This window comes from Streptomyces sp. NPDC090083, assembly GCF_044747445.1.
Taxonomy (GTDB): domain Bacteria; phylum Actinomycetota; class Actinomycetes; order Streptomycetales; family Streptomycetaceae; genus Streptomyces.
In genome coordinates this window covers 1-12,237 of the sequence record NZ_JBIVED010000001.1, presented here as the reverse complement: position 1 = coordinate 12,237, position 12,237 = coordinate 1, and the positions used below count along the sequence as shown (strand labels likewise).

The 12,237-nt window shown below is 71.6% G+C and carries 9 protein-coding genes and 1 pseudogene; all 10 read left to right on the top strand.

The window, feature by feature from the left end; all coding sequences use genetic code 11:
• Positions 1-232: 232 nt before the first annotated feature.
• Positions 233-1,762 (top strand): glycosyl hydrolase family 28 protein, encoded by a 1,530-nt coding sequence (locus tag ACIPTO_RS00050; protein WP_401187944.1) that lies wholly within the window; start codon positions 233-235, stop codon positions 1,760-1,762.
• Entirely contained in the window at positions 1,759-5,085 is a 3,327-nt protein-coding gene (locus ACIPTO_RS00045; RefSeq protein WP_401187941.1) for an alginate lyase family protein, read from the top strand. Before ACIPTO_RS00050 ends, ACIPTO_RS00045 begins: the two co-directional genes overlap by 4 nt.
• A 27-nt stretch (positions 5,086-5,112) precedes the next feature.
• Complete coding sequence (locus tag ACIPTO_RS00040) at positions 5,113-6,363, top strand: alginate lyase family protein (RefSeq protein ID WP_401187938.1); 1,251 nt, start codon at positions 5,113-5,115, stop codon at positions 6,361-6,363.
• A 117-nt stretch (positions 6,364-6,480) separates the two neighbouring features.
• Positions 6,481-6,591 (top strand): putative leader peptide, encoded by a 111-nt coding sequence (locus tag ACIPTO_RS00035; protein WP_352181201.1) that lies wholly within the window; start codon positions 6,481-6,483, stop codon positions 6,589-6,591.
• A gap of 67 nt (positions 6,592-6,658) precedes the next feature.
• Entirely contained in the window at positions 6,659-7,543 is an 885-nt protein-coding gene (locus ACIPTO_RS00030; protein WP_401187935.1) for a glutathione S-transferase family protein, read from the top strand.
• A 407-nt stretch (positions 7,544-7,950) separates the two neighbouring features.
• The gene (locus ACIPTO_RS00025) at positions 7,951-8,931 is read left to right on the top strand and encodes an amino acid ABC transporter permease (protein WP_401187932.1); all 981 of its coding nucleotides are present in this window, start codon (positions 7,951-7,953) and stop codon (positions 8,929-8,931) included.
• Positions 8,928-9,725, top strand: a complete 798-nt coding sequence (locus tag ACIPTO_RS00020; RefSeq protein WP_401187929.1) for an amino acid ABC transporter ATP-binding protein — start codon at positions 8,928-8,930, stop codon at positions 9,723-9,725. Before ACIPTO_RS00025 ends, ACIPTO_RS00020 begins: the two co-directional genes overlap by 4 nt.
• A gap of 54 nt (positions 9,726-9,779) precedes the next feature.
• A complete protein-coding gene (locus ACIPTO_RS00015; RefSeq protein ID WP_366322703.1) occupies positions 9,780-10,805 on the top strand; it encodes an ABC transporter substrate-binding protein in 1,026 nt (341 codons plus the stop codon).
• A 79-nt stretch (positions 10,806-10,884) separates the two neighbouring features.
• A complete protein-coding gene (locus tag ACIPTO_RS00010) occupies positions 10,885-11,670 on the top strand; it encodes a GNAT family N-acetyltransferase (RefSeq protein ID WP_401187925.1) in 786 nt (261 codons plus the stop codon).
• 229 nt (positions 11,671-11,899) lie between these two features.
• A pseudogene (locus ACIPTO_RS00005) lies at positions 11,900-12,237 on the top strand (FMNH2-dependent monooxygenase); the annotation flags it as partial.

The window sequence follows — 12,237 nt, the reverse complement described above, 5'->3', positions numbered from 1 at the left end:
TCTACGGGAGGTGAGCGCGGTCATGCATCCACGTGCCGGTGCGCCCCCGGCGAAGGGCAACCCCCGCGTCCCTTTCTCCACGCCCGAGCCCGCTGATCCTCCTCGCCGCCCGGCGCGGGTCCGTCGCCGGGATGCCGACGGCCGGCCCCGGACAGGCCCGACAGTCCGGACGAGCGGCCCGCAGCAAACGGCCCGCAACACCCCCGTCACCCGTGTCGCAAGGAGCCGCACCATGACCACACCTCTGTCCCGCCGCACCGCCCTCCAGGCGGCCGGTGCCACGGCGGTCGCCGCCGGGCTGACCGGGCCGACCGCCACGGCGGCTCAGGCCGGCGGCGGACCCGACTCCCGTCCCAGGCTGGTCACTTACCCGCGACCGGCGACCATGCCGACCAACACCGGCTTCCAGGTGCGGGTCCGCAGCGCCCCGCACGGCAGCTGGCAGACGCTCGACATCTACCGGCCGCAGCTGGAGGAGATCGACGCCACCACCGGTGCGGGCAAGGTCCACGACTCGTCGATGGTGTACTTCGACTTCGACGGCTCGGCCGAGATCGAGGTGACGTACCTCAGGGGCGGCACCACCAAGGCCCGGGTGAGACCCGACGCGCTGGGCATCACGCCCCGACTCCGCGGCGACACCCTGCGGTTCACCCTCGACGAGCCCAGGGACGTCGTCGTCCAGATCAACGACGAGGTCTTCGACGCCCTGCACCTGCTCACCAACCGCGTCGAGCACCACGCCCCGTCCCCCGACGACCCGGACGTCCTCTACTTCGGCCCCGGCGTCCACACCGTCACCGGCGGCGTCCTCACCGTTCCCAGCGGCAGGACCGTCTACCTCGCGGGCGGCGCCGTCCTCACCGCGCAGGTCCGCTTCAAGGACGTGGAGAACTCCGGCCTCGCCGGACACGGCGTCCTCTGCGACAACCCCGGCGGCGCCGTCCTCGGCGAGGGCAGCAGGAACATCCGGATCGAGGACGTCATCATCCTCAACCCGGCAGGCTACGCGGGCACGTTCGGCGAGTGCGAGAACGTCCGGGTCACCAGGGCACGCGCGTTCAGCTCGAAGGGCAACGGCGACGGCTTCGACGTCTTCTCGTCGACCGGGGTCACCTTCGACGGCTGCTTCCTGCGCACCTCGGACGACTGCGTCGCCATCTACTGCCACCGCTGGGACTACTACGGCGACACCCGCGACATCACCGTCAGGAACTGCACCCTGTGGGCGGACGTCGCCCACCCGGTCAACGTCGGCACGCACGGCAACACCGACGCCCCCGAGACGATCGAGAACCTCCTCATCCAGAACATCGACATCCTCGACCACCGCGAACCCCAGATGAACTACCAGGGCTGCATCGCCCTCAACCCCGGCGACTCCAACCTGATCAGGAACGTCCGCATCGAGGACGTCCGGATCGAGGACTTCCGCTGGGGCCAGGTCATCTACCTGAAGGTCATGTTCAACACGAAGTACAACACCTCGGTCGGCCGCGGCATCCAGGACGTGTACGTCAAGAACCTCAGGTACACCGGCACCCGCGCCAACCCGTCGCTCCTCCTCGGCTACGACGCCCAACACGCCATCGACAACGTCACGTTCGAGAACCTGATCATCAACGGGGTCGTCGTCGCCGACTCGATGAAGAAGCCGGCCTGGTACTCCACCACGGACGAGATCCAGTGGTTCTCCAACGAGCACGTGACGAACCTGAGGTTCCTCACCACCGCCGAGGCCGAGGCGGCGGCGACGTCATGACGACCCCCGCACCGGGCCGCCGGGGCTTCCTCGGCGGCACCGCGGCCCTCCTCCTGGCATCGGGCGCGAGCGGACTTTTCGCACCCGGCACCGCCCGGGCCGCGGAGAACCACGCGCCGGCCTTCACCCACCCCGGCCTGCTGCACACCGCCGCCGACCTCGCCCGTATGAAGGCTGCCGTCGCCGACCGGCGGTCACCCGCCCACGACGGCTATCTGGCGCTCGCCGCGCACGCCCGCTCCGCCGCGTCGTACGCCGTGCAGAACACCGGCCAGATCACCACCTGGGGTCGCGGCCCCGCCGACCACCAGAACCAGGCCGTCGCCGACTCGGCCGCCGCCTACCAGAACGCCCTCGTCTGGTCCGTGACCGGGGACACCGCGCACGCCGACAAGGCCCGCGACATCCTCAACGCCTGGTCCGGCTCCCTCACCGCCGTCACCGGGGCCGACGGACCGCTCGGCGCGGGCCTCCAGGCCTTCAAGTTCGTCAACGCCGCCGAACTGCTCCGGCACACCGGCTACGACGGCTGGAGCGCCGCCGACATCGCCCGCTGCGAGCAGTCCTTCCTCCGCGTCTGGTACCCGGCTCTGTCCGGCTACTGCCTCTACGCCAACGGCAACTGGGACCTGACGTCCCTTCAGTCCCTGCTGGCCATCGGCGTGTTCTGCGATGAGCCCGCCCTCTTCCACGACGCGCTCCGTTTCGCCGCGGCCGGCGCCGGCAACGGCAGCGTCCTCCACCGCATCGTCACCGCCGCGGGCCAGGGCCAGGAGAGCGGCCGCGACCAGGGCCACGAACAGCTGGCGGTCGGCCTGCTGGCGGACGCCGCGCAGGTCGCCTGGAACCAGGGCGTCGACCTCTGGGGCTTCGCCGGCAACCGCATCCTCGCCAACGTCGAGTACGCCGCCCGCTACAACCTCGGCGGCGACGTCCCCTTCGTCCCCGGCCTCGACCGCACCGGCAAGTACGTCAAGCAGACCGTCTCGCCCGTCTCGCGGGGCACCCTGCCGCCCGTCTACGAGATGGCGTACGCGCATTACGCCGGTGTCCGCGGCCTCGACACCCCGTACACGAGGAGCGCCGTCTTCCGCGGCACCGGCGGCACCCGCGTCGTCGAGGGCGGCAACGACGACCTGCCGGGCTGGGGCACCTTCGCTTACGCTGGCGCGACGGCCCCCGCGCCGGCCCCGCCGACCGCGCCCGCCGGTGTCACGGCGCGAAGCAACGACCGCTCCGTGACGGTGAGTTGGCTGCCGTCGACCTGGGCCGACACCTACACCGTCCTGCGGGCCACCGACGTGGACGGCCGCTACGAGAGGATCGCGTCCGGCGTCACCCGGCCGACGTACACCGACCGGAACGTGCGCGCCGGGCGGACGTACTCCTACACGGTCGCCGCCGCCAACACCCTGGGCGGGAGCGGAGGTTCGGCCTGGGCGGCGGCCGCGGCCGGTCTCCCCGCCCCCTGGTCGACCCGTGACATCGGGGACGTGCGGATCCCCGGCTCCGCGGCCTTCGACGGCGAGCGCTTCGTCCTGGAGGCGAGCGGCACCGCCGACACCTTCCGTCTCGTCCACCTCCCGCTGCGCGGCGACGGCACGGTCACCGCACGGATCGTGTGGCCGCTCAGCTCGCAGTACTCCAGGACCGGCGTCACCGTCCGGGCCTCCCTCGACCCGGACGCGGCGCACGCCTCGATGCTGGTCCAGGGACTGCCGCTGCACACCTGGAGCGGAGTGTGGACGGTACGCCCGTCGACCGGCGCGCGGATCTCCGCGACCGGCAGCACACCCGTCCCGCCCTCCCAGCAGCAGGCGATCACGGTGAACGCCGCCTTCCCGCTCTCCGACCTCGGCACGCTGCCCGAGTCGGCGACCCCGCTGGAGGCGCCGTACGTCGAAGGCGCGGGCGACGGCTACCGGCTGCGGAAGCCCTACTGGGTACGGGTGACCCGCGAGGGCGCGCGCTGCACCGGCGCCCTCTCCCCGGACGGCGTCCACTGGACCGAAGTCGGCTCCACCGAGGTCGCGTTGGGCCGCACCGCGTACGCGGGCCTCGTCCTCACCTCCTGTCTGGGCGTCGACGAGGACTACGCCGGGACCGGCACCGGCGCCTTCGACAACGTCGGCGTGACCTCGTCGTCCGGCACGGTCTGGCGCGTACCCCGCCCGGCCCGCACGGCCACCGGCCTACGGGCCGAACCGGGCGCCGACGCCGTCGAGTTGGCCTGGAGCGATCCGGACCCCTCCGCCGGGTACACGGTGCTGCGGGCGACTCGGGCCGCCGGGCCGTACCGGACCCTCGCCACCGGCGTCGGCCCGGTCGGCTTCGGCACCCGCGTCCGGTACACCGACCCGACGGGGACGCCCGGAACGACCTACCACTACACGGTCGCGAAGACCAACACCGGCGGCCGGGGCCCGCGTCCGGGAAGCGTGCGGGCCGTGATGCCGACTCCGTCGCCACCTCGGCTCACCTCCGCGCCCAGCGTGTTCACCAACCATGGCACCCCCTTCCGGTATCCGCTGCGGGCCTCGCACGAGCCCGTGCGGTTCACGGCGGACGGGCTGCCCGCCGGGCTGCGCGTCGACCCGCGCACCGGCCTCATCTCCGGAACCCCCACGCGGACAGGCGAGTTCACCGTCGCGACCACCGCCGCCAACGCCTCCGGAACCGCGACCGGCACCCTCGTGCTCACGGTCGGCAGCGCGCCGCCCGCTCCGTGGACGTACGGCGACCTCGGTGACACCGTGCTCGACGACCGCGAGGTCGGGACGCTGGGCGTGGTGGCGATCACCACGCCGGGCAGCACGTCGTACGACGACGGGACCTTCACCGTGCGGGGCGCGGGCGTCGACCTCAACGCCAACGGCCAGGGAATGACAGGCCAGTTCGTCCGGCGGCCGGTCAGCGGGGACTGCGAGATCGTCGCGCGGATCGTCTCCCGCGACGGTGCCACGGCCGACCGGGTGGGGCTGCTGATGGCGAAGTCGCTGTCGCCGTTCGACCAGGCCGCAGGAGCCGTCGTGACCGGTGGGACCAGCGCGCAGCTCATGCTCCGCACGACCGTGGCCGGTGCCTCCGCCTTCACCGGCGGCGCCGCCGTCACCCTCCCCGCCCTGCTGCGGCTGAAGCGCGCCGGGACCGCCTTCGGCGCGGCCCTGTCCACCGACGACGGCGCCACCTGGACCCCCCTCGCCGACGGAGAGATCCCCGGCTTCGGTGACGCCCCCTACCACGTCGGGCTGGTGGTCTGCTCGCGCAGCCAACCGGCCCGCTGCACCACCGAGTTCGACGAGGTGAGCATCACGCCCACCTGATCCTCCGTGGATTGGAGATGCACCGCAATGAGCCGCACGTCCCCCCACGAGCACGTCCGCAGCAATGAGTTGAGCCGCCGCGGTCTCCTGAAGACCGCAGGCGGGCTCACCGCGGCCGTCGCCCTCGGCGGCAGCACGGTGGCCACGACCGCGCACGCGGCCCCGGCCACGTTCACCCACCCCGGCATGCTGCACAACGCCGGCGACATCAACCGCGCCAGGGTCAGGGTCGCGGCGGGAACCGACCCCTGGCTGTCCGGCTGGAACCGGCTGACCGCCAACTCCCACTCCCAGTCGACCTGGACGAACCGGGCCACGGCGACGATCGTCCGGGGCGGCACGGGACAGAACTACAGCCTCCTCTACAACGACATCGCCGCCGCCTACCAGAACGCCCTGCGCTGGCAGGTCGGCGGCACCGAGGCCAACGCGGTGTGCGCCGCGAACATCCTCAACGCCTGGTCCACGACGCTCACTTCGATCGGCGGCAACGCCGACCGGTTCCTCGCGGCCGGCCTCTACGGCTGGCAGTTCGCCAACGCGTGCGAACTCATGCGGGACTACCCGGGGTTCGACCTGGCCGCGGCCCAGGAGCTGCTGGCGAACGTCTTCTACCCGATGAACAACAGCTTCCTCACCCACCACAACGACGCCTGCATCACCAACTACTGGGCCAACTGGGACCTGTGCACCATGGCCTCCGTCCTGGCCATCGGCATCCTCAACGACGACTCCGCCATGTACGACCAGGCCGTCACGTACTTCACGTCCGGCGCGGGCAACGGCTCCCTCGCCCACGCCGTGCCGTACCTGTACACCGACGCGGACGGCTACGCGCTGGGCCAGTGGCAGGAGTCGGGCCGGGACCAGGGCCACACCGTCCTCGGCATGGGCCAGATGGGCGCGGTCTGCGAGATGGCCTGGAACCAGGGCGACGACCTGTACGGGTACGACAGCCGCCGTTTCCTGAAGGCCGCCCAGTACGTCGCGAAGTACAACAGCGGCGGCGACGTGCCCTTCACCACCTACACCTGGGGCACCGGGCAGAGCTGCGCCCGGTCGTCCCAGACGGTGATCTCCGCCGCCTCGCGCGGCCAGCTCCGTCCCGTGTGGGCGATGCTCCACTTCCACTACAACCGGCGGGTCGGCCTCGACGACAAGTACATCGCGGCCATGTACGACGACCTCGTCGCGCCCGAGGGCGGGGGAGGTGACTACGGCTCCGACAGCGGCGGCTACGACCAACTCGGCTTCGGGACGCTGATGTACGCGAAGTAGGGACACGGGGCGTCCACGGACCGGGCTGTCGATGACCGGTCCGTGGACGCCCCCTTGACCTCGGGTGGCGGTGGATCGACACTCGACCAGGGAATCCTAGTGAACAGGTAGGGAAATATGGGGCTGGAGCCGGTCACCACTCGCCGCGTGGGCCGTTCGCCTCTTCTGACCTCCCGCCGTCACATCGATCTGCTGCGGGTCTGCAGCGCACTGAACCCCCTGCGCTGAACCCCGTCCACCGCACGACGACGCTTCCGCCGCGCGTACGTCCACGCGCCCGTACCCGGGGAGTCCCATGTCCAGCACGCCTCTCGCCGCCGTCCCCTCGCCCCGGTCCACCCCCGTGTTCCGGGGCCGGATCGGGCGCGACGCGCGCAGCGGGCACTACGCCGTGCCGCGCCGCTACCGCCTCCACCTGTCCACCGCCTGCGCCGACGGCCTGCGCATCGCCGTCACCCACAGCCTGCTCGGCCTCGGCGAGAGCTGTCCGGCCGTGTTCCTGTCCGCCGTACCCGACTGTCCGAACGGCGGACACTCCGTGCTGCGCCCGCTCTACGAGGCGAGCGCGCACCGCTACGCGGGGCCCGCCGCCGCGCCGGTGCTCAGCGACGACTGGTCCGGCCGGATCGTCAGCACCCACGCCCCCGACATCACGCGCGACCTCGCCCGGCACTTCGGCGAGAGCGGAACCCGGCTGTACCCGGGCGACGCCGAGTCCGAGATCGAGGCCGTCGAGCGGCTGTGCGCGCACGGCATCGAGGGCGCCGCGCAGCGCGCCGGAGCGGCCGGTGCCGAGCAGGCCGAGCGGGACGAGGCGGTCGGCCTGCTGCTGGAGACACTGGGCTCGCTGGACCGCTGGCTGGACGGCCGCGAGCACCTGATCCGCGACGAACTCACTGCGGCGGACGTCGAGTTGTGGGTGTCACTGGTGCAACTCGACACCGTGCACCGCAACCACCTGGACGCCGCCGCCGTGCAGCGGATCGCCGACCACGCCCACCTGTGGGCCTACGCCCGCCGCCTGGCCGCCCACCCGGCCTTCGGCACCCACCTCGACCTCGACGGCATCGCCCGCCGCCACCACGCCCACTGCCGGGGCCTGGAGGCCGCCGGCGCCGCTGTCCAGATCCTGGACTGGGCAGCCCACGCGGCGGACGAAACCGGAGCCTGTCGCAGCTGAGCGGCCTCCCGGACCGTCCAACAGGTGGACCGCCGTTGACAGTCGAACAGGCATCTGACTAACTACCGCTTCAATGAGCGCGAGGCCCATCGGGGCCGGAACGGCAACGGTGACGGACATGTACGCAGCTTCGAGGACGGCCACGCGCCGCTCCCACGGCTGCGTACTGCCGTACGCGAACCCGCTCGTCGAGGACCGCGCCGTCGATCTCCTGCGCGTGAACAGCGCACTGTGTACCGCACCGGGCTGCGCCCGCTGTCGAGGCTGACGACTTCGCCCAAGAGTTTCCCAGCTCTTCCCGTTGGTCATTCCAGCCCCCGGTCCGTGCGTCTGTCGCCGTGCGCGTCGCTTCCGCCACGCCCAGGTGCCGCGGTCCGGGGAGCTCCCACTCCCGCCGGAGCCCCCTCATGAGTGAACCCCCAGGCACCACCGTGTCCCTGGCCGTGGCGCCGCCCGCCGACGCCCCGTCAAAAACCCTGACAGCACAGCGAGTCCAGCCCCTGCGCCGACCCGGCCGCTGGATCGCCACGCTCGCCGTGCTGGTCGTCGTCGCCCAGTTCGTGCACGGCCTGGCGACCAACTCGTTCTACCAGTGGGACCGCTTCGGCTACTGGTTCCTGCGCCCGACGATCCTCGACGGACTCGTCATCACCCTCCAAGTCGCCGCGCTCAGCGCCGTGCTGGGCCTGACGGGCGGCATCCTGCTGGCCCTGGCCCGGCTCTCGGGAAGCCCGGTGCTGCGCGCCGTGAGCTGGACCTATGTGTGGGCACTGCGGTCGATCCCGCTCATCGTGGTGCTGATCTTCCTCTACAACTTCAGCGCCCTGTACAAGACCCTCAGCATCGGCGTCCCCTTCGGCCCCGCCTTCTTCTCCTTCGACGAGTCGAGGCTCGCCACCGACATGGCCGTCGCCGTCGTCGGACTCAGCCTCAACGAGGCGGCGTACGCGGCCGAAGTGGTCCGCGGCGGCATCCTCTCCGTCGACCAGGGCCAGCACGAGGCGGCCTCCGCCCTCGGCCTGCCCAAGCGGTACCAGTTCCGCCGCATCGTCTTCCCGCAGGCCCTGCGCTCCATCACCCCGAACTACGTCAACCAGCTGATCGGCCTGATCAAGAGCACCTCCCTGGTCTTCTACGTCTCGCTGCTCGACCTGTTCGGCTCCGCGCAGACGATGGGCTCCACCTACCCCGGCGACATCGTGCCGCTGCTCCTGGTCGTCACCGTCTGGTACCTGATCCTGACCAGCGTGGTGTCCGTCATCCAGTTCTACGTCGAACGGCACTACGCCCGCGGCGCCACCCGCTCGCTGCCGCCCACCCCGTTCCAGCAGCTCCGCACCGGCCTGACCGACCTGCGGGCCCGGATCCGTCGGGAGACCGCGCTATGACCACCCGCACGATCGAACCGCTGACGGAGATCGTCCCGGCCGCCGTGGAGGTGCACGACGTGCACAAGTGGTACGGCGCCCACCGGGTCCTGGACGGCGTCGACCTGACCGTACGACCCGGCGAAGTCACCGTGATCCTCGGCCCGTCGGGCTCCGGCAAGTCCACCCTGCTGCGGGTCGTCAACCACCTGGAGAAGCCGGAGATCGGCTACGTCAGCGTCAACGGCGAACTGATCGGCGTGAAGCAACAGGGCGGTCGGCTCAAGGAGTTGAGCGAGCGGGCCATCCTCGCCCAGCGCAGCCGGATCGGGTTCGTCTTCCAGAACTTCAACCTCTTCCCGCATCTGACCGTCCTCGACAACGTGGCCGCCGCCCCGGTCGCCACCGGCAGGCTCGGCAAGCCCGAAGCCCTGGACCTGGCACGGGAGTTGCTCGGCCGCGTCGGTCTCGCCGAGAAGACCGGCGCCTATCCCCGCCAGCTCTCCGGCGGCCAGCAGCAGCGCGTCGCCATCGCCCGCGCCCTCGCCCTGCGCCCCGGCGTCATCCTCTTCGACGAGCCGACCTCCGCCCTCGACCCCGAACTCGTCGGTGAGGTCCTCGCCGTCATCAAGGACCTGGCGACCAGCGGCACCACCCTCATCATCGTCACCCACGAGATCGGCTTCGCCCGCGAGGTCGCCGACCGGGTCGTCTTCATCGACGGCGGAAAGATCGTCGAGCAGGGCCCGCCGCACGAGGTCCTCGACAGGCCGCAGCACGAGCGGACCCGCGACTTCCTCAGCAAGGTCCTCTGAACTCCCGTACCGCCACACCCACTTACGCCCCGAACACCGAACCTAGGAACAGCCATGCCTCCGCTCAGCCTTCGCAGCAGACTCACGCGCGGACTCACCGCGGGCACCGTCCTCGCTTCCCTCGCCGGCGGGCTCGCGGCCTGCGGCGGCGACAGCGACGCGGCCACCACCACCGACAGCGCCGCCGGCACCGTCACCGTGGGCGCCCTCTCGAACGGCGCCGCCCGGCAGACCACCCTCAAGGTCTCCGAGGTGAAGTCGATCAGCGCCGAACTGCCCAAGTCGGTGGCGAAGAGCGGCACGCTGGAGATCGGCGTCGGCTTCCTGCCCGCCGGCTCCCCGCCGCTCGGCTACGTCGGCTCCGACCAGAAGACGCTCACCGGCTCCGAGGCCGACATCGGCCGCCTCGTCGCCGCCGTCCTCGGCCTCAAGCCGGAGCTGAAGAACTCCACCTGGGAGAACCTCTTCATCGGCCTGGACAGCGGCAAGGTGGACGTCGCCTTCTCCAACGTCACCGACACCGAGGAGCGCAAGGCGAAGTACGAGTTCGCCTCCTACCGCGAGGACAACCTCGGCTTCGCCGTGAAGGCGGGCACCTCCTGGAACTTCGACGGCGACTACGAGAACCTCGCCGGCAAGACCGTCGCCGTGGGCGCCGGCACCAACCAGGAGCGGATCCTCCTGGAGTGGAAGAAGAAGCTGGCCGCCGAAGGCAAGAAGGCGCTCACCGTCAAGTACTTCCAGGACAACAACAGCACCTACCTCGCGCTGGCCTCCGGGAAGATCGACGCCTACCTCGCCCCGAACCCCTCGGTCGCCTACCAGGTCTCCTCGACCAAGGGCACGGCGAAGGCCGTCCGCAACGCGGGCACCTACTCCGGCGCCGGGTCCTCCCTCCAGGGACTGATCGCGGCCACCGCGAAGAAGAACAGCGGCCTCGCCAAGCCGCTCGCCGACGCCGTCAACTACCTGATCAAGAACGGCCAGTACGCCAAGTGGCTGGCCGCCTGGAACCTCTCCAACGAGGCCGTCGCCACGTCCGAGGTCAACCCGCCCGGACTGCCGCTGACCGACTCCTGACCCGCCCTCTCCGCACGGGGACCCCGCCGCAGCCCGCCGGGGTCCCCGCCCGCGCGACCCGTACCGGAGCCGTCACCCGATGTCTTCCACCGCCAGTATCGAAACCCCTACCTCCACGTCCCACATCCTGGACAACCCGGCATGGGCCGCGCTCACCGGCCCGCACGCCCACCTCGCCGAACGCGTCGGCCGCGCCGCCCGCTACCCCGCCGACGTGGCGGGCTTCCACGCCCTCACCGACCACGACGACCCGCGCGCCTGGGCGGACCTCGCCGCGCTCGTCGGTCCCGGCGGCACCGCCGCGCTGCGTGGGGTGAACCGGGCCCCGGACGGCTGGGAGATCGTCCGCAGCGGACAGGGCGTCCAACTCGTGGACACCGCGCTGCGCGCCGAACCCGACCCCGAGGCCGTGGTCCTCGGCGCCGCGGACGTCCCCGAGATCCTCGACCTGGTCGCCCGCACCGAACCCGGCCCGTATCTGCCCCGCACCGTCGAACTGGGCACCTACCTCGGCATCCGCCACGAGGGCCGCCTCGTCGCCCTGGCCGGGGAGCGCCTCCACCCGCCGGGATGGACCGAGATCAGCGCCGTGTGCACCGACCCCGACCACCGCGGCCGGGGCCTGGCCACCCGTCTGGTCCGCGCCGTCGCCGCCGGCATCAAGGAACGCGGCGACCACCCCTTCCTGCACGCCGCCGCGAACAACACCCGCGCGATCCGGCTCTACGAGTCGATCGGCTTCACCCTGCGCGCCCGCACGCGCTTCTCCCTCCTCCGGCGCACGGGCCCGGCCGTCGCCGTCGCTCCGCGAGAATCCGCCGCCGATCCGGAAGAAACGGCACAGACACGCCGTTGCTCCCTGTGAAGCCGGAATCCGTGGAGGTGGAGCACATGTGCGGCGCATCGCTACGCGACGTACGTCTCACCACCCGCCAGCACATCGACCTGCTGCGCACCGCCGGCGCTCTCTGTCGCCCCTGACCGTGTCCCAGCCGCCGGCCGGAGGACCTCCTTCTTCCTGCGGTCGCCCCATCCGCCGCGCGCCCCGTCCGAGGGCCGGCGATCTCGTACGGACCTCCAGGAAGGCACCCCTCGTGTCATCGACCTCCGTTCCTCCCCTCCATCTCGCCGTCGCCCTCGACGGCACCGGCTGGCACCCGGCCTCCTGGCGCGAGCCGGTGGCCCGGCCCCGGGACCTGTTCACCGCCGCGTACTGGGCCGACCAGGTCGCCGAGGCCGAGCGCGGCCTGCTGGACTTCGTCACCTTCGAGGACGGCCTCGGCCTGCAGTCCTCGCACTACGGCGAGCTGGACGGCCGCACCGACCAGGTCCGGGGGCGCCTCGACGCCGTCCTCGTCGCGGCCCGGATCGCACCCCTCACCAGCCACATAGGCCTGGTCCCGACGGTGGTGTCCACCCACACGGAGCCGTT

Bases quoted from the DNA above. Each gene is read 5' to 3' on its own strand.
- ACIPTO_RS00030 (WP_401187935.1), top strand. From the start codon at position 6,659: ATGTCCAGCACGCCTCTCGCCGCCGTCCCCTCGCCCCGGTCCACCCCC.
- ACIPTO_RS00015 (WP_366322703.1), top strand. From the start codon at position 9,780: ATGCCTCCGCTCAGCCTTCGCAGCAGACTCACGCGCGGACTCACCGCG.
- ACIPTO_RS00045 (WP_401187941.1), top strand. From the start codon at position 1,759: ATGACGACCCCCGCACCGGGCCGCCGGGGCTTCCTCGGCGGCACCGCG.
- ACIPTO_RS00035 (WP_352181201.1), top strand. From the start codon at position 6,481: ATGGGGCTGGAGCCGGTCACCACTCGCCGCGTGGGCCGTTCGCCTCTT.
- ACIPTO_RS00010 (WP_401187925.1), top strand. From the start codon at position 10,885: ATGTCTTCCACCGCCAGTATCGAAACCCCTACCTCCACGTCCCACATC.
- ACIPTO_RS00040 (WP_401187938.1), top strand. From the start codon at position 5,113: ATGAGCCGCACGTCCCCCCACGAGCACGTCCGCAGCAATGAGTTGAGC.
- ACIPTO_RS00025 (WP_401187932.1), top strand. From the start codon at position 7,951: ATGAGTGAACCCCCAGGCACCACCGTGTCCCTGGCCGTGGCGCCGCCC.
- ACIPTO_RS00050 (WP_401187944.1), top strand. From the start codon at position 233: ATGACCACACCTCTGTCCCGCCGCACCGCCCTCCAGGCGGCCGGTGCC.
- ACIPTO_RS00020 (WP_401187929.1), top strand. From the start codon at position 8,928: ATGACCACCCGCACGATCGAACCGCTGACGGAGATCGTCCCGGCCGCC.